Consider the following 20,450-nt stretch of genomic DNA (forward strand, 5'->3'; position numbering starts at 1 on the left):
CGACCGCGTCGAGGTGCCGGTGACGATCATCGACGTGGATCCGGCCGAATTGGCTGCGGCGGCGACCGCGGCGTCGCGCTACGCGTTCGATCTGTCGACGGAAATTCCGATACGCGCCAACGTATTTCGATACGCGATCGATGAGTGTGTGGTGATGTTGCTGATTCACCACATTGCCGGTGACGGCTGGTCGATGGCGCCGTTGCTGCGGGATATGTCGGTGGCGTACGCGGCTCGTCGGTCCGGGCGGATGCCCGCGTGGGAGCCGTTGCCGGTGCAGTACGTGGATTACACACTGTGGCAGCAGGAGTTGCTGGGCTCGCAGTCCGATCCGGACAGCGTGTTGTCGCAGCAGTTCGAGTACTGGCGAGGCGAGCTCGACGGGCTGCCGGAGCAGCTCCGGTTGCCGACCGATCGGCCGCGGCCCCGGGTGGCCAGCTATCGCGGTGACATGGTGGTCTTCCATGTCGATCCCGAGATCCGCACGGCTGTCGAGGGATTGGCCGCCCGCGAGGGGGCGACGGTCGCGATGGTGTTGCAGTCGGCGTTGGCCGTGCTGCTGTTCAAACTCGGTGCCGGTGAAGACATTCCGATCGGCTCGCCGATTGCCGGCCGGACCGATGACGCGCTGACCGAGCTGGTCGGGTTCTTCGTCAACACCTGGGTGTTGCGGGCGGCGGTCGCGCCGGGGTTGTCGTTCGCCGAGCTCGTGGGTCAGGTCCGGGCGAAAGCGTTGGCGGCCTACGAGAATCAGGATGTTCCGTTCGAGTTGCTGGTGGAGTTGCTCAACCCGGCCCGGTCGGCGTCGCATCATCCGCTGTTCCAGGTGCTGCTGAGTGTGCAGAACAACACCGCGCCCACCCTGGAGTTGGCGGGCGTGGAGTTCGAGCCGTATGCGTTGGCGGCGGTGACATCGCAGTTCGATCTGACGTTCAACGTCGGCGATGCCCCGGCCGGGTGGGATGTGTACGTCGAGTACGCCACCGACCTGTTCGATCGGTCCACCATCGACGCGATGGTGGCGCGGTTGGTCCGGATACTGCAGCTGGCGGTGTCGGAAGCCGATGTTCCGGTGGGATCGATCGATGTCCTCGATACCGACGAACGAGCGTTGTTGTTGCACAGGTGGAACGACACCACTGCGCCGGTTGATGCGGACGTCACTGTGGTCGACCTGTTCCGGGTGCAGGTTGCCCGGACGCCGGACGCGGTCGCGGTTGTCTGCGCCGGCACCGAGGTGACCTATCGGGAACTCGATGCGCGGTCCGACGCGTTGGCCAGCGTGCTGATCTCGCGCGGCGTCGGCCCGGATCGTGTTGTCGCGGTAGCGTTGCCGCGGTCGGTGAAGCTGATCGTAGCGTTGCTGGGTGTGCTGAAGGCGGGTGGCGCGTACTTGCCGATCGATCCGGGGTATCCCTCGGATCGGGTGGCGTTCGTGCTCGCCGATGCCGCGCCGGTCGTTGCGGTGACTGATTCGCTGACCGCAAATGCGTTGCCGCAGAATGCGACACCGCACCTCTGTCTCGACACGGCCGATGTCGGTGAAGTGCGTCCGGATCTGACCAGCGCGGTAAGACCGCAGAATCTGGCGTACGTGATCTACACCTCCGGCTCTACAGGTGTCCCCAAAGGTGTGGGTATCACGCACCGTAACGTGGTGAACCTCGTTGCTCAGGCCTGGTCGGCCGGTGCCGACGATCGGGTGCTGGTGCACTCCTCGGTCGCGTTCGATGCCTCGACCTATGAGATCTGGCCTGCGCTGTGTGGTGGCGCGACGTTGGTTGTCGCGGGCGAGCAGCGGTCGGATCTGGTGGAGATCACCCGACTGGTCGAGACCTGGTCGGTGACGAAGATCTTCGCGACGCCACCGTTGCTGTCGGCGCTGGTAGATCATGTGGAGTCGTTGACCGACAACCCGTTTCAGAGTGTGCGGCAGGTGAATACCGGTGCTGACACGCTTACTTCGGGGCTGGTTGACGCGCTGAAGGCCAAGTGTGGGGTCTATCGGGTCGACAACCTTTACGGTCCGACCGAGGCGACGGTCGATGTGACCGCGTATCGCGTGCCCGATGATGTGGTGGGCGCGGTGGTGCCGATCGGCATGCCGGTAGCCAACACTCGGGTGTTCGTGCTGGATTCGTGGTTGGTGCCCGTTCCGGTCGGGGTTCCCGGCGAGCTCTATGTCGCCAGTGCGCAGTTGGCGCGCGGCTACTACGGACAGGCCGGGCTGACTTCGGCGCGGTTTGTCGCCGACCCGTTCGATCCGGCTGGTGGACGGCTGTATCGCACCGGCGATGTGGTGCGGTGGACCTCGGCGGGCGTGTTGGAGTTCGCGGGCCGCGTAGATGATCAGGTGAAGATTCGCGGCTTCCGCGTCGAGCCGGGTGAAGTCGAAATGGCTCTGGCGCAACATCCTTCGGTTTCCCAAGCGGTAGTGGTGGCGCGCGCGGTCGACGGTGGCAAACAGCTGGTCGGATATGTGGTCGCCGATCGGACCAGTTCGATCGCAGGCAACGGACGTACAGGTGCGCCGGAACTGGACGGCGCGGATGTCCGCCGTTTCGTGGCCGAGCGGTTGCCGGACTTCATGGTGCCGTCGGTGGTGCTGGTGATCGACTCGGTGCCGCTGACCGCGAGCGGGAAGCTCGATCGGGCGGCCTTGCCGGTCCCTGAACTGAGGTCGTCGGCGGCGTATCGAGCGCCGAATACCCTGCAGGAACAGATGCTGGCCGCACTGTTCGCCGAGATCCTCGGACTGGAGCGGGTCGGTATCGACGACAGCTTCTTCGCGCTGGGCGGGCATTCGCTGTTGGCTACCAGGCTGGCCAGCCGGATTCGGGTGGTGTTCGGCGTCGAGGTGCCGATCCGGACAGTCTTCGATGCGCCCACCGTGGCGCAGTTGGTGACCCGGCTCGGTGACCATGCACAGCTGCGTCCTGCGTTGCTGGCGGGGCCCCGTCCGGACGTGGTTCCGTTGTCGTTCGCGCAGCGGCGGTTGTGGTTCATTCATCGCCTGGAAGGGCCGTCTGCCACCTACAACATGCCGATGGTGGTGCGGCTGCACGGGGTCGACGTGTCGGTGTTGGCCGCCGCGATCGGTGATGTTGTCGGCAGGCACGAGAGTCTGCGCACGATCTTTGTGGAAGCGGACGGTGTCCCTGCCCAGCGGGTGCTCGATGCGGGCAGTGTCGACGTGCCCGTGCACATCGCTGCTGTGGATCGCGCGGATGTCGACGCGGCGGTGACCGAAGCGGTGCGCTACGGAATCGACCTTTCATCGGAAGTTCCGATACGCGCCAACGTGTTTCGATGTGCGCTCGACGAGTGCGTGGTGGTCCTGTTGATTCACCACATTGCCGGTGACGGCTGGTCGGCGGCGCCGCTGTTGCGCGACCTTTCGGTGGCTTACGCCACTCGCCTCGAGGATCGGGCGCCGGAGTGGGCGCCGTTGCCGGTGCAATACGTGGATTACACGTTGTGGCAGCAAGAGTGGCTGGGCTCGTCGACTGATCCGGACAGTGTGCTGTCTCAGCAGTTCGACTACTGGCGTGCCGAACTCGACGACTTGCCCGAGCAGCTGCGGTTGCCGATGGATCGGCCGCGGCCACGGGTGGCCAGCTATCGCGGTGATGTCGTGCCGTTCGCCATCGATGCGGAACTGCGGGCTGATGTGGAACGGTTGGCCGGTGGTGCGGGTGCGACGGTGTCGATGGTGTTGCAGTCGGCGTTGGCGGTGTTGTTGTTCAAACTTGGTGCGGGGGAGGATATTCCGATCGGGTCGCCGATCGCCGGCCGCACCGATGACGCGCTGTCCGATCTGGTGGGCTTCTTCGTCAACACCTGGGTGCTGCGCACGGCGCTCGCTCCGGATGCGTCGTTCCGCGAGGTCGTGGGTCAGGTTCGGGCAAAGGCGTTGGCGGCCTATGAGAATCAGGACGTCCCGTTCGAGTTGCTGGTCGAGTTGCTCAATCCCGCGCGGTCGGCGGCACATCATCCGTTGTTCCAGGTGTCGTTGGCATTTCAGAACAACGCTGTGCCGACCTTGGCGCTGCCCGGGGTGCGATTCGAGCCCTACCGCGTGTCCATGGCGACTTCACGGTTCGACCTGTTCTTCAATATCGCCGACTCGCCCGCCGGACAGGAGTGGGGCGGGTTCGTCGAGTATGCGACCGAGTTGTTCGATCGGTCCACGGTCGAGGCGATGGTGGCGCGGTTGTCGCGGATTCTGCGGCAGGTGGTGTCGGATCCGAGTGTGCCGGTGGGGTCTGTCGATGTGCTCGGTGGCGATGAACGTGAGTTGGTGCTGAGCAGGTGGAACGACACCGCGGTGGAGGTCTCGGAAAGCACCCTGGTCGAGTTGTTCGAAGCACAGGTCGCCTCGACTCCGGACGCGGCGGCTGTGGTCTGCGGGGAAACGGAGCTGACCTACCGGGAGCTCGATACTCGCGCTGATCGGCTTGCGCGAGTGCTGATTTCGCGTGGGGTGGGTCCCGACACCGTTGTCGCGGTGGCGTTGCCTCGGTCCGCGGAACTGATCGTGGCGTTGCTGGCGGTTTTGCAGGCCGGTGGCGGGTATCTGCCCATCGATCCCGGGTACTCCTCGGATCGGTTGGGGTTCATCCTCGCCGATGCCGCACCGGTCGTCGTCGTAACCGATTCCGTGACGTCACAAGCGTTGCCGCGGACCGAAGCGCCACACCTGTGCCTCGATACGAACGACGACTGGTCCGGTGCGGAGCGCGCTGTCCGGGCGCGACCAGAGAATCTGGCGTACGTGATCTATACCTCCGGATCGACGGGCATACCGAAAGGTGTTGGTATCACGCATCGCAACGTGACCAACCTCGTTGCGCAGGCATGGTCGACCGGCTCCGAGGATCGCGTCCTGGCGCATTCGTCGATCGCGTTCGATGCCTCGACCTATGAGATCTGGCCCGCCCTCTGCGGTGGTGCCACAGTGGTACTGGCGAGTGCGCAGCGGTCGGATCTGGCGGAAATCACCCGGCTCGTGCAGGACCGCTCGGTGACGAAGATGTTCGCGACGCCACCGTTGTTGGCGGCACTGGTCGACTATGTGGAGTTGTTGCCCGGCAATCCCGTGCGGAGTCTGCGGCAGGTGAACACCGGGGCCGACACGGTCACCTCGGGGCTCGTCGAGGTCTTGCGTGCCAGTTGCGGCGGCGTGCGTATCGACAACCTCTACGGTCCGACCGAAGCGACGGTCGATGTGACGGAATTCGTCACGCCCGAGGACAAATTGGCCGCGGTGGTGCCGATCGGGGTTCCGGTCGCCAATACGCGAGTGTTCGTGCTGGATTCGTGGTTGATGCCGGTTCCGGTGGGGGTCGCCGGTGAGTTGTACGTGGCCGGAGCGCAGTTGGCGCGGGGCTATCGTGGCCGGGCCGGCCTGACCGCGGCACGGTTCGTGGCTGATCCGTTCGACCCGACCGGTGGTGGCCGGTTGTATCGCACTGGGGACGTGGTGCGCTGGAATGCCGACGGGCAGTTGGAGTTCGCGGGCCGGGTCGACGATCAGGTGAAGATCCGCGGCTTCCGGGTCGAGCCCGGTGAAGTGGAAAGTGTTCTGGCGCAACATCCGTCGGTATCCCAAGCCGTTGTCGTAGCCCGTGGTACCGACAGCGGCAAGCAGCTGATCGGGTACGTGGTTACAGACGGGGCCGAACTCGACGGTGCGGCTGTGCGCGCGTTCGCATCCGAGCGGCTGCCCGATTTCATGGTGCCTGCGGCCGTGCTCATCCTCGACTCGGTGCCGTTGACCGCCAACGGAAAGTTGGATCGGGCCGCGTTGCCGGAGCCGGAGCTCACCTCTTCGGCGCGGTATCGGGCACCGCGCACCGACCAGGAGAAGATCCTGACCACGGTGTTCGCTGAGCTGTTGGGGCTCGACCGGGTTGGTGTGGACGACAGCTTCTTCGAGCTCGGCGGTGACAGCATCCGCTCGATTCAGGTGGTGTCGCGGGCCCGGGAGCTCGGGGTCGAGATCAGTCCCCGTGAGGTGTTCGAGCACCAGACGGCGGCGGCCTTGGCCACGGTGGCGGTCGGGCGCGCGCCCGCCCTGGTCCTGGCGGAGTTGGCCGGTGCCGGTGTGGGTTGGCTGCCGCTACTGCCGGTGGCTCGGTTCGTGCGAGATTCGGGCGCGGGGTTCGACAGGTTCACGCAGTCGCTGCTGCTGGATCTGCCTAGCGGAATCGATCGAGCAGGACTGCTGGCGACGTTGGCCGCGGTGATCGATCGGCACGATGTCTTGCGGTCGCGATTGGTCGATGACGAGCGCGGTGCGGGGCTCGAGGTTGCGCCAGTGGGCGTGATCGATGTAGATCGGCTGCTGCATCGCGTTGAAATAGCCGCCGCCGAACAGCATTCAGAGGTGATCGCCGAGGAAGTGCGTGCGGCAGTATGTCGGTTGGCTCCGGCGGCAGGCGTGATGGTTCAGTTCGTGTGGTTCGATGCCGGACCCGCTCGGCCGGGCTGGCTGTCGATCGTGGCTCATCATCTGGTGGTCGATGGTGTGTCGTGGCGGATTCTGTTGCCGGACTTGGCGTCTGCGTGGCAGGACGTGTCGGCGGGGCTGTCTCCGGTGTTGCCGGCGGCGGGGACGTCGATGCGGCGGTGGGCGCACGGGTTGGCCGAACAGGCCGCCGCGCCGCGACTGGTAGAGCAATTGTCTTGGTGGCGTTCGGTTCTCGACGGGCCTGAGCCGATCCTGGGCGCCCGGCCGCTGGATCCGGACGTCGATGTCATGGCGACCGTGGACTACGTCAGTGTGCAGATTCCGGTGGCGGCGAGCGAAGTATTGCTGACCGCGCTGCCGATGGCGTTCCGCGGTGGGGTCGAGGATGGGTTGCTGGCGGCCCTGGCGGTCGCGATCACTCGCTGGCACGACAACCACGGTGTGGGCGCGGGCTCGGTGCTGATCCGCTTGGAAGGCCATGGCCGCGAAGAGGACACCGTGCCCGGTGCCGATCTGTCGTCGACAATCGGCTGGTTCACCAGCATGTTCCCAGTGCGGTTGGTGGCGAAGGCAACCGAGTGGGACGAGCTCTGTGCCGGAGGTCCGGCTGCGGGCGCTTTGCTCAAGTCGATCAAAGAGCAACTGCGTGCGGTGCCGGACAAGGGCATCGGGTACGGGTTGCTGTGCTACCTCAACCCCGCGACCGCCGCTGTGCTGCAACCGTTGCCGAGCGGCCAGATCGGATTCAACTACCTCGGGCGGTTGACCGCCGCGGATCTGTTGCCGCAACGGCTGCAGGGCGCAGGCTGGACCCCGGCCGAGGGTGGGGCGGGATCCATTGCGGCCCCGGACCCGGCGATGTCGGCGATGGCGGTGCTGGATGTCAACACGATGGTCGTCGACACCGGCGAAGGCCCGGTCCTGCAAGCGGTGTTCGCGACGCCCAGAGGGGTGCTGTCGAAGACCGAGACCGCGAACCTGGCGGACCTGTGGCAGAGCGCGGTGCTGGGGTTGGCGGAGCATGCCGGCACGACCGGTGCGGGTGGTTTGACGCCGTCGGACCTGTTGGTGCGGTTGGGGCAGCGCGAGATCGAGGTGCTGGAGGCTCGCTATCCGAGTTTGGTGGATGTGTGGCCGTTGACTTCGATGCAGTCGGGTCTGTTGTTCCACCATGTGCTGGCGGATTCGGGGCTCGACGCCTACCACCTGCAGGTGGTGTTCAGGTTGTCCGGGCAGGTGGATCCCGAGCGGATGCGCAAGGCCGGGCAGGGGCTGCTGGATCGGTATCCGAACCTGCGGGTGGGCTTTGTCGCGGGCGCCGTTGGTGATCCGGTGCAGGTCGTCGTCGACGGTGTCGAATTGCCTTGGCGGGTAGTTGATCTGCGCGAGCTGATCGAGTCCGAGCGCGCTGCGGCTTTGGAGCGGTTGCTGATCGCGGATCGGCACACGCATTTCGAGATGGCGGTGCCGCCGCTGTTGCGGTTGACGCTGGTGCTGATGAGCGAGCAACGCTCGGAGCTGATGCTCACCGCGCACCATCTGGTACTGGACGGCTGGTCGCTGCCACTGCTGCTGCGGGACCTCTTGCGGCTCTACGGGTCCGGTGGTGATGTTTCGGCGCTGCCGCAGGCGCCCGAATACAAGCACTTCCTGAAGTGGTTGTCCGAGCGGGACTCCCAGGCCGGTGTGCGGGCCTGGGTGGACGAACTCGACGGCGTGTACGAGCCCACGCTGCTCGCCAGTACGACCGGCAGCGCAGCGGGTGCCGAGGTCGAGCAGGTCGAGGTACCGCTCACTGCGGCAACGGCTTCGGTGTTGCAGCGGCGGGCCGGTGCACTGGCGATCACCGTGAACACCGTCGTGCAGGCCGCGTGGGGAATCCTGCTCGCCAAATCGACCGGCCGCCACGACGTGGTCGCCGGCGCCACCGTGTCGGGGCGCCCGCCTGCCATCGCGGGTGTGGATTCGATGGTCGGGTTGTTCATCAATACCGTGCCGGTTCGCGTGCGGTTCGGTCCCCGCGACACCCTCGGCGACGTGCTGCGGGGCTTACAGGCCCGGCAGGTCGCGCTGCTCGACCATCATCACGTCGGCCTGAGCGATATCCATCAGGCGACCGGGTTGCCCGTCCTGTTCGACACGCTGATCGGGTTCGAGTCCTATCCCGTCGACCAGGCCGGGATCGGCGCGGCCGCGACCACCAGCGGCATCGCCATTACCGATCTGCGGCCCAACGCGCCAACGCACTACCCGCTGACGGTCGTCGCGGGTGCCGCGCCCACGCTGCAACTTCGGCTCGAATACCGCACCGATGTATTCGATCGGGCCACCGTCGAGGCGCTGGCGGCGCGGTTCGTGCGGATACTGCGGCAGGTGGAGTCGGACCCGAATATCGCGGTGGGATCGATCGATATTCTCGGCGTCGACGAACGTGAGTTGGTGCTGCATCGGTGGAACGACACCTCGGCCGACATTCCGGATACAACGGTTGTCGGGCTGTTTCAGGCGCGAGTGGCCGCGAGCCCGGATGCGGTGGCAGTCGTCTGCGCCGATGTCGAAGTCTCGTACCGCGAACTCGACTCTCGCGCTCGGTATTTGGCGCATGAGCTGATCGTGCGCGGCGTGTGTCCCGACACCATTGTCGCGGTCGCGTTGCCGCGGTCGGCAGAGCTGATCGTGGCGATGGTGGCGGTGCTGCAGGCTGGTGGTGGGTATCTGCCGATCGATCCGGCCTATTCCTCGGATCGGCTGGCGTTCGTGCTCGCCGATGCCGCGCCGGTTGTCGTCGTCACCGATTTCGCCACCGCAGAAGTGTTGCCTGACAGCGCAATACCGCGCCTCTACCTCGATGCGCTCGACACCGCCGACGCGCAGGAATGGACTGGTCCGGCTGCGGTGCGGCCGGGGGACCTGGCATATCTGATCTATACCTCGGGATCTACGGGTGTACCGAAAGGTGTTGGTATCACGCACCGTAACGTGGTGAACCTGGTTGCCCAGGCGTGGTCGTCCGGTCCGGAGGATCGGGTGTTGGTGCATTCGTCGATCGCGTTCGATGCCTCGACCTATGAGATATGGCCTGCACTGTGTGGCGGCGCGACTCTGGTGGTCGCCGGTGAGCAGCGGTCGGATCCGGTGGAGATCACACGACTGGTGGAAACCCGAGCGGTGACGAAGGTTTTCGCGACGCCACCGTTGCTGTCGGCGTTGGTCGATTACGTGGAGTCGTTGCCGGACAATCCGCTGCGGAGTTTGCGGCAGGTGAATACCGGGGCGGACACGCTCACCGCGGAACTGGTCGGCGCGCTGAAGGGCAAGTGCGGGATCGAGCGGATAGACAACCTGTACGGCCCGACCGAGGCGACGGTCGATGTGACGGCTTATCGCGTGCCTGAGGATGTCAGCGCAGTAGTTCCGATCGGTATCCCGGTGACCAACACTCGGGTATTTGTTTTGGATCCGTGGCTGATGCCGGTTCCGGTCGGCGTGGCCGGTGAGTTGTACGCCGCTGGCTCCCAATTGGCACGTGGCTATCGCGGTCAGGCAGGTCTGACGGCGGCGCGGTTTGTGGCTGACCCGTTCGATCCGTCGGGTGGTCGGCTGTATCGCACCGGCGATGTCGTGCGCTGGAATGCCCTCGGGCAGTTGGAGTTCGTGGGCCGGGTCGATGATCAGGTCAAGATTCGCGGCTTCCGGGTGGAACTCGGCGAGGTGGAAACCGTTCTGGCACAGCATCCGTCGGTATCCCAAGCGGTCGTGGTGGCACGAGGCGTCGGCAACAAGCAGGTGATCGGATACGTAGTCGCCGACCGTGCGGGTGCTGACGGACTGGACGGGGGAGCGGTGCGGCGGTTTGCCGCCGAGCGGCTGCCGGACTTCATGGTGCCGACGGTGGTGCTGGTGATCGACGCGGTGCCGTTGACCGCGAGCGGCAAACTCGACCGCAAGGCGCTGCCGGATCCGGAACTGAGCTCGTCGGTGGCGTATCGCGCACCGCGTACGGATCAGGAACAGGTGCTGGCCGGTGTGTTCGCCGAGGTGCTCGGCGTGCCACGGGTGGGTGTGGACGACAGCTTCTTCGAGCTGGGTGGCGACAGTATTCGCTCGATTCAAGTGGTGTCGCGGGCCCGGGAGCTGGGGGTGGAGGTCAGTCCGCGGGAGGTGTTCGAGCATCGGACGGCAGCGGCGTTGGCGGCGGTCGCGCACACCCGTGCGGTGAGCGGGCCCGTGTTGGCGGAGCTGGACGGTGGTGGCGCCGGGTGGATGCCGCTGCTGCCGGTGGCACAGTTCGTGCGGGACCTGGGCGCGGGATTCGACAGCTTCACGCAGTCGATGTCGCTGGATCTGCCGGTGGGGATTGATCGGGCCGGGTTGGTGGCGACGTTGGCCGCGGTGCTCGATCGGCACGATGTCTTGCGGTCGCGGTTGGTCGAGGACGAGCGTGGCGCGGGGCTCGAGGTCGAGCCTGCGGGCGGCGTGGATGTGGATCGGCTGCTGTACCGCGTCGAGATAGCCGCCGTCGAGGAGCAGTACGGCGATAAGGCCGAGGCGATTATGGCGCAGGTGGGGGCTGCGGTCGAACGGTTGGCGCCTGCAGCCGGGGTGATGGTGCAGTTCGTGTGGTTCGATGCCGGAAATACCCGGCCGGGCTGGCTGTCGATCGTGGCTCATCATCTGGTGGTTGATGGTGTGTCGTGGCGGATTCTGTTGCCGGACTTGGCGTCTGCGTGGCAGGACGTGTCGGCGGGGCTGTCTCCGGTGTTGCCGGCGGCCGGGACGTCGATGCGGCGGTGGGCGCACGGGTTGGTCGAGCAAGCGACCCGACCGGAGCGGGTGGCCGAGTTGCCCTGGTGGGCTTCGGTTCTCGATGGGCCCGAGCCGATCTTGGGTAGTCGGGCCTTAGATCCCGTCGTCGACGTGATGGCCACCGTCGAGCATGTTCAGGTCCAGATTCCGGTCTCGGTGACCGAACCGCTGCTGACCACGTTGCCGGCGGTGTTCCATGGTGGCGTCGAGGACGGGCTGCTGGCGGCGTTGGCCGCGGCCGTGACCCGCTGGCGTGACGAGCACGGTGCGCGTGCGGAGTCGGTGTTGATCCGGTTGGAAGGCCATGGCCGCGAAGAGGATACCGTGCCCGGTGCCGACCTTTCCCGCACCGTCGGCTGGTTCACCAGCGTGTTCCCGGTGCGATTGGCCGCGTCGGCCTCGGAGTGGGAGCAGCTGTGCGCCGGTGGTCCGGCTGCGGGCGCGTTGGTGAAGTCGGTCAAAGAACAACTGCGCGGCGTGCCAGGCAAGGGCATCGGATTCGGGTTGCTTCGGTATCTCAATCCCGAGACAGCCGCTGTGCTGCAACAGTATTCGACCGGCCAGATCGGCTTCAACTACCTGGGCCGGGTCACCTCGATGGACCTGCTGCCGCAACGACTGCGCGGCGTGGGCTGGACGCCGTCGGCCGAGGTCGGACAGCTGATCACGCCGCTGGATCCGGCGATGCCCGCGATGTCGGCGCTGACGGTGAACATGTTGGTCGTCGATACCGACGAGGGGCCGGTGCTGCAGGCCGTATCCGCCGCGCCTGCTGGAGTGTTGGCAGAGACCGAGATTCGGGAGTTGGCCGAGCTGTGGCGGAGCGCGGCGATCGGATTGGCCCGGCATGCCACTATGCCGGGCGCGGGTGGCCTGACGGCGTCGGACCTGTTGGCGCCGTTGGATCAGGGTGAGATCGAGGTGCTGGAGGCTCGGTATCCCGGGTTGGTGGATGTGTGGCCGTTGACTTCGATGCAGTCGGGGTTGCTGTTTCATCAGGTTTTCGCGGGTTCGGGGTTCGACGCCTATCACATGCAGGTCGTTTTCGGGCTGGCCGGACGAGTGGATCCGCAACGGATGCGGGTGGCCGGTCAAGGGCTGCTGGATCGGTATCCGAATCTGCGGGTGGGCTTTGTCGCCGGCGCCCATGGTGATCCGGTGCAGGTCGTGGTCGACGGTGTCGAATTACCTTGGCGCGTGCTGGATTTGCGTGAATTCGACGAGCCTGCACGTGCGGTGGCGGCGGAGCGGTTGCTGATCGAGGACCAGCACACGCATTTCGACGTCACGGTGCCGCCGTTGCTGCGGTTGACGCTCGTGCTGCTGACCGACGATCGGTCGCAGCTGGTGTTCACCGCCCATCACGTACTGATGGATGGCTGGTCGCTGCCGCTACTGATCCGAGATCTGTTCGGCCTCTACGGTTCGGTCACTGCGTTGGCGCAGCCGCCCGCCTTCAAAGAGTTCCTGAAGTGGTTGCGCGAGCAGGATCTCCGGGCCGGTGTCCAGGCGTGGACTCGGGAGCTCGACGGCGTGCGCGAGCCCACGCTGCTTGCGGGCCAGGCCGGGAATGCTGTCGCGGGCGAGATATCACGGTTCGACGTGCCGCTGTCGGAGGAGACGGCGCTGGCATTGAGCCGGCGGGCCACGGCCCTCGGGATCACCCTGAACACTGTCGTGCAAGGTGGGTGGGGGATTCTGCTGGCCGTATCGACCGGCCGTCACGACGTGATCACCGGCGTGACCGTGTCGGGTCGGCCGCCGGTGCTGGCGGGCGTGGATTCGATGGTCGGGCTGTTCATCAATACCGTGCCGGTGCGCGTACGGTTCGGTCCCGGCGACACCCTCACCGATGTGCTGACCGGGCTGCAAGCCCGTCAGGCCGCGCTGCTGGATCATCATCACGTCGGGCTGGTCGATATCCACCAGGCGACCGGGTTGAATGTCTTGTTCGACACCCTGATCGGGTTCGAGTCCTATCCCGTCGATCAGACCGGAATAGGAGCGGCCGCGGCGTCAACTGGTGTCGCGATCACCGACGTACAACCCAAAACACCGTCGCACTATCCCCTGACGGTCGTGGCCAATGCCGCCCCGGCCTTGCAACTGCACTTCGAGTACCGCATCGACTCCTTCGATCGGGCCACGGTCGAAGCGTTGGCAACCCGGTTCGTGCGGATACTGCGGCAGATCGTGACGGATTCGGATGTCGCGGTGGGAGCGATCGATGTCCTCGGTAGCGAGGAACGCGAGTCGGTACTGCGTCGATGGAACGACACCGCCGCCGATATTCCCGACACCACCATCATCGGACAGTTTCAGTTGCAGGTCGCCGCCGCTCCGGATGCGGTCGCGATCGTCTACGGTGACGACGAGCTGACATACCGAGACCTCGACCTTCGTGCCGATCGCCTTGCCCGAGAGCTGGTTTCGCGTGGAGTTGGTCTGGATAGCGTTGTCGCGGTCGCGTTGCCGCGATCGGTAGCGCAGATCGTGTCGTTGCTGGCGGTAGTGAAAGCCGGTGGCGCGTATCTGCCGATCGATCCGGCTTATCCCTCGGACCGATTGTCCTTCATCCTCGGCGACGCGGCCCCGGTTGTTCTCGTGACCGATTCCGCTACGGCCCACTTGTTGCCCGCTTCGGAAACACCGCACCTCTACCTCGAGACGCTGGCGCCGGACGGGCCCGGTCTGGGGCGAATTGTCGCGGTGGGGCCGCAGAATCTGGCGTACGTCATCTACACGTCCGGCTCCACCGGTGTGCCCAAAGGCGTTGCCGTCACGCACCGCAATGTGGTGGCATTCGCGACCAAGCAGGAGTGGCGGGGCGGTGCACACGACAGCGTGCTGGTGCATTCCTCGGTCGCCTTCGATGCCTCTACCTATGAGATATGGGTTCCGCTGTTGGGCGGCGGCCGGGTAGTTGTCGCGCCGTCGGAGCGCACCGATATCGCGGCGCTCGGCAGATTGCTCGTGGGAAGCGGGGTTACCGGGGCATTTCTCACCACTCGATTGTTCGAATTGTTCGTCGATCACTGCCCCGAGGCGCTCGCCGGGCTTCGCCAGGTGTGGACGGGCGGCGAGGAGATGCCGACGGAGGTGTTCGATCGTGCGTTGCGGTTGTGCCCGCAGACGCGCCTCGTGCACACGTACGGGCCTACCGAGACAACGACTTTCGCGATTCGACGGTCGTTCGACCCGGGGGAACGCTTCGAGGGCGGTTCGGTGCCGATCGGGTCGGCGCTGGCCAATGTGCGGGCGTTCGTGCTGGATTCGTGGTTGGCGCCGGTGCCGGTCGGGGTCGCTGGTGAGTTGTATTTGGCCGGTGCGCAGTTGGCCCGGGGTTATCGCGGACGGGCGGGGTTGACTGCGGCGCGGTTTGTGGCCGATCCGTTCGACCCGGCTAGTGGTCGGTTGTATCGCACTGGTGATGTGGTGCGGTGGAATGCCGCGGGGGAGTTGGAGTTCGTCGGCCGGATCGATGATCAGGTCAAGATCCGGGGCTTCCGCGTCGAGCCCGGTGAGGTCGAAACCGCACTGGCCCAACATCCTTCGGTCTCCCAGGCCGTCGTGGTGGTGCGTGACACCGCCGTTGGCGGCAAGCAGCTGATCGGCTATGTGGTCGCCGACGGCATCGATGGCGGCCAGGTGCGCCGGTTCGCCGCCGAGCGGCTGCCGGAGTTCATGGTGCCCGCGGCGGTGCTGGTGATCGACGCCGTGCCGCTGACCGCGAACGGGAAGCTCGATCGAGCCGCGCTGCCCGTGCCCGAGCTGGTGTCCTCGGTGGCGTATCGGGCGCCCGGCACGCTCCAGGAGCGGATGGTGGCCGAACTGTTCGGTGAGGTCCTGGGGCGCGCGCAGGTCGGGGTCGACGACAGCTTCTTCGAGTTGGGTGGTCATTCGCTGCTGGCTACCCGGCTGATCAGCCGGATTCGGGTGGTGCTCGGGGTCGAGGTGCCGATTCGGACGGTGTTCGATGCGCCGACGGTGGCGCAGTTGGTGAGTCGGCTCGATGCCGGGGTGCGGATGCGTCCGGCGTTGCTGGCTCGGCCGCGGCCGGATGTGGTGCCGTTGTCGTTCGCGCAGCGGCGGTTGTGGTTCATTCACCGGCTGGAGGGGCCGTCGGCCACGTACAACATTCCGCTGGCAGTGCGGCTGCGCGGGGTGGATGTGTCGGTGTTGACCGCCGCGGCCGGTGATGTCGTCGCGCGGCACGAGAGTCTGCGCACTGTCTTCGTCGAAGCCGATGGTGTCCCGACCCAGCGGGTGCTCGAGGTCGGCAGTGTCGAGGTCCCGGTGAAGGTCACCGAGGTGGCACCTGCCGAGGTAGATGCGGCGGTGAGCGGGGCGGTGCGATACGGGTTCGACCTGTCCACCGAGATCCCGATTCGGGTCACGGTGGTGCGATACGGCACGGACGAGTGTGTCGTCGTGCTGTTGATTCACCACATCGCCGGTGACGGTTGGTCGATGTCGCCGTTGCTGCGGGATCTTTCGGTGGCATATGCCGCGCGCGCCGAGGATCGCGCGCCGGGGTGGTCGCCGCTGCCGGTGCAGTACGTGGATTACACGTTGTGGCAGCAGGACCTGCTGGGTTCGCAGACCGATCCCGACAGCGTGCTGTCGCAGCAGTTCGACTATTGGCGTCGTGAACTCGACGGGCTGCCGGAGCAGCTGCGGTTGCCTATCGATCGGCCGCGGCCGCGGGTCGCCAGTTACCGCGGGGACATGGTCGTCTTCGGCATCGACGCCGACACCAGGGCGGGACTGGAACGATTGGCCGCTCGCGAGGGCGCGACGGTGTCGATGGTGTTGCAGTCGGCGTTGGCGGTACTGCTGTTCAAACTCGGTGCGGGGGAGGACATTCCGATCGGCGCACCGGTGGCCGGCCGCACCGACGAGGCGTTGACCGAGCTGGTCGGGTTCTTCGTCAACTCGTGGGTGCTGCGGGCGAAAGTGGCGCCCGCCGTGTCGTTTACCGAGATTCTCGGCGAGGTCAGGGCGAAAGCGCTGGCCGGGTACGAGAATCAGGACGCGCCGTTCGAATTGCTGGTGGAGTTGCTCAACCCGACGCGGTCGGCGGCGCATCACCCGCTGTTCCAGGTGTCGTTGGCATTTCAAAACAACACGCTGCCGACGATGGACTTGCCGGGAGTGCGGGTCGAGCCCTACGACGCGTCGATCGCGACCTCGCGGTTCGACCTGTTCTTCAACATCGCCGATGCGCCCGCCGGTCAACAATGGGGCGGGTTCGTCGAATACGCGACCGAGTTGTTCGATCGGTCCACGGTCGAGGCGATGGTCGCACGGTGGGGGCGGATACTGCGGCAGGTCGTATCGGACCCGGGTACGCCGGTGGGGTCGATCGACGTGCTCGACGCCGATGAAGGTGACCTGCTATTGGTCAGGTGGAACGACACCTCGGTCGATGTCGAGGACCGCACTCTGGTCGAGCTGTTCCAGACGCACGTCGCTCGTACTCCGGATGCGGCAGCGGTGATCTGTGGTGAGACGGAGTTCTCGTATCGAGAACTCGATACTCGCGCGAACACGCTTGCGCGCGTGCTGATCTCGCGCGGAGTGGGTCCGGATGATGTTGTCGCGGTCGCCTTGCCCAGATCCGCGGAACTGGTCGTGGCGTTGCTGGCGGTGTTGCAGGCCGGTGGCGGGTATCTGCCGATCGATCCCGGGTATCCCTCGGATCGGTTGTCGTTCATCCTCACCGACGCCGCGCCGGTGGTCGTCGTGACCGACTCCAGCACCGCGGGACTGCTGCCCGATACGGCAGCACCGCGTCTGCACCTCGACACACTCGACTCAGCGGGTCCGGCTCTCGTTGTCGCAGCGGGACCGCAGAATCTCGCGTACGTGATCTACACATCCGGCTCCACCGGCGTCCCTAAAGGTGTTGGTATCACGCATCGTAATGTGGTGCGCCTGGTCGCCTCGGCGTGGCAGACCTCCACCGCGGATCGGGTGCTTGCGCATTCTTCGATCGCGTTCGATGCCTCGACCTACGAGATCTGGCCCGCTTTGTGTAATGGCGCCACGGTGGTGCTGGCCGGTGAGCAGCGATCGGATCTGGTGGAGATCGCCCGGCTGGTGGAAAGCCGCTCGGTGACAAAGATGTTCGCGACACCACCGATGATGTCGGCGTTGATCGATCACGTCGAATCGTTGCCCGACAATCCATTGCGGACGTTGCGCCGGGTGCTCGTCGGTGGTGCGGAGGTGACCGAGACTGTTGTCCGGAAGCTGACCGCGCTGTGCGCCGGTGTCCAGGTCATGAACGGTTACGGGCCCACCGAGACCACGGTGTGTGTGACCGATTACGACGCGGTGGGCGACCTCGACGGTGCGGTGCCGATCGGTACGCCGGTGGCCAATACGCGGGTGTATGTGCTGGATTCGCGGTTGGTGCCGACTCCGGTGGGCGTTGCCGGTGAGTTGTATGTCGCCGGTTCCCAGTTGGCGCGTGGCTATCGCGGACGAGCGGGGTTGACTGCGGCGCGGTTTGTGGCCGATCCGTTCGATCCGGCTGGTGGTCGGTTGTATCGCACCGGTGACGTGGTGCGGTGGAATACCGGCGGGCAGTTGGAGTTCGTCGGCCGGATCGACGATCAGGTCAAGATCCGAGGGTTCCGCGTCGAGCCCGGTGAAGTGGAAACGGTGCTGGCGCAACATCCGTCGGTATCTCAGGCGGTGGTCGTGGTGCACGACACCGACACCGGCGGTAAGCAGTTGGTCGGGTATGTGGTTGCGGACCAGGCCGGGCCGGTGGCCGGTGAGGATGAGCTCGTCGGTCAGTGGCGTCGGGTGTACGACGACCTGTATTCGGGTGTGGACAGCGGTGTCGAGGTCGGCGGGGCGGATCGTGCCGGGTTCGGCGCGGATTTCGGCGGTTGGAACAGCAGCTACACCGGGGCGCCGATTCCGCTGGAGCAGATGCGTGAGTGGCGGTCGGCCACGGTCGACCGGATTCGCGGCCTGAAACCGCGACGGGTGCTCGAAATCGGCGTCGGTTCAGGTTTGTTGATGTCGCAGCTGGTACCCGACTGCGACGAGTATTGGGCGTCGGACTTCTCGGCGGCGACGATCGCCACGCTGCGCCGACAGGTGGCGGAACTCGACAGCGAGTTGGCCGATCGCGTGTTCCTGAGTGTGCGCAGCGCCGAGGACACCGACGGGCTGCCCGAAAGTTACTTCGACACAGTGGTATTGAACTCGGTCATCCAGTACTTCCCGGGTGAGCGGTATCTCCGCCGGGTCCTCGAACAGGTATTGCGACTGCTGGCTCCTGGCGGTGCGGTGTTCGTCGGCGACGTCCGCAATCTGGCGCTGCTGGAGGAGTTCACCACCGCCGTGCAGATCGCGCGCAACGGCGGCGACGATCCCGCTGCCGTTGCTGATCGAGTTCGTCGCGACATCACCGCGGAACAGGAGCTGCTGCTGGCACCGGACTACTTCCTGGCGCTGCGTCGCGTCCTCGACCTCGGTGCCGTCGATGTCGAACTCAAACGCGGATTCTCGGTGAACGAGCTGACCCGGTATCGCTACGACGCGGTCCTGCACAAGGCGCCCGCGACGCCGGTCTCGGTGACCGACACGCCGAAAGTGGAGTTCTGCGACCATGTTTGGTTGCGGGCGTTCCTGCGCACGCGACGGCAGGCCGGCGTTCGCGTCACCGGTATCCCGCACGCGGGGCTGACCGGCCAAATCGAAGCCACCCAGCGCATCCGAACCGGGGAGCCGGTGACCGCAGGTGGGCAAACGGCCCCGCTCGCAGTGAGTTTCGAAGGAATAGTCGCTGATCACGCCGCTCGCATGGACGAGGGCTTGCTGCCTGAAGACCTGCACGTACTCGGGCAGGAACTCGGGTACACCACCGCGGTCACCTGGTCCACGCAACCGGGCCACATGGATGCGGTCTTCCTCGACGCCGTGACAGCGCAGGGCCGATCATTGGCCGACGTGTACGTCGCACCGTCACCGGTCGGCGATCCCGCCGGGTACGCGAACAGCCCGCACGCGGGTCTGCTCGCCGCCGAGGTGCGTCGATGGGTGACCGAGCGGCTGCCCGAATTCATGGTGCCCGCGACGGTGATCGTGATCGACTCGGTGCCGTTGACCGCAAACGGCAAGCTCGATCGCAAGGCCCTGCCGGACCCGGAGTTGGTGTCCGCGAAGGAATTCCGCGCTCCGCGCACCGAGCGAGAACGGACGCTGACCGAGTTGTTCGCCGAAATTCTCGGACTCGACCGGGTCGGTATCGACGACGACTTCTTCGCCCTCGGCGGCCACTCGCTGCTGGCGACCCGCCTCACCAGCAGGATTCGGGTGACATTGGGGGTCGAGGTCCCGGTGCGGGTGATATTCGACGCGCCCACCGTCGCCGAACTGGTGACCAGGCTCGACGAAGGTGCTTGCGCGGGTACCGATTTCGATCCGGTGCTGAAACTGAAGAGCACCGGATCACGCAATCCGCTGTGGTGCCTGCATCCCGGCGGCGGTCTCGGCTGGTTCTACCAGCAGCTCGGACGCCACCTGCCCGACCGGCCGGTCTTCGCCATTCAATCGCGCGGACTGGACGGCGGTCCGGTCGCCGAATCCTTCCAGGAAATGCTGGCGGACTACATCGACCACATCCTGAGCTTCCAGGAAGCGGGCCCGGTCTATCTGCTGGGCTGGTCGTACGGCGGAATCCTCGCGCACGCGTTGGCGTGCGAACTCGCGCAGCGTGGCGTGCAGGTCGGATTCCTCGGCATCCTGGACAGCAAACCGCCGGTCGCGTCCGCCGCCGAACCCGACGTGTCCGAAGACGACGCCATGGCAGGCATCCGAGCCTGGGCTGCCGACAGATTCGGCGACCAACTCGAATCTCCCGATATTCAACGCCTGGTCGAGCAGGCGACCAAGGTGCTCATCAACAACAGCAAACTGCTCGATGGCTACACCGCACCCTGCTACGACGGCGACATGACGATATTCGGCGCAGCCCTGGACGAAGCAGGCAATCGAAAGGCCGATTTCCAGACCGACCTCGAGCAAGCCTGGCACGGCCATATCGGCGGCCGGATAGAAGTACTGGAGGTCGAGTGCGCGCACGGCGATTTCGATCGCCCGGAAAACATGAACCTGGTAGGCCGATTGCTGAACAACCTGCTGCGGTGAG

Annotated in this window: 1 protein-coding gene (running past one end of the window); it reads left to right on the top strand. The window is 65.8% G+C overall.

Features of this window, described 5'->3' with window-relative positions; genetic code table 11:
• Nucleotides 1–20,449 carry the 3' portion of a non-ribosomal peptide synthase/polyketide synthase gene (locus ABZ942_RS29530; RefSeq protein WP_357387949.1) on the top strand. It extends 218 nt beyond the left edge of the window, so only the last 20,449 of its 20,667 coding nucleotides appear in the window; the start codon falls outside the window, past its left edge; the stop codon is at nt 20,447–20,449.
• The last annotated feature ends 1 nt before the right edge of the window (nt 20,450 follow it).

Origin of the sequence: Nocardia sp. NPDC046473 (assembly GCF_040645995.1) — a bacterium.
Lineage (GTDB): Bacteria > Actinomycetota > Actinomycetes > Mycobacteriales > Mycobacteriaceae > Nocardia.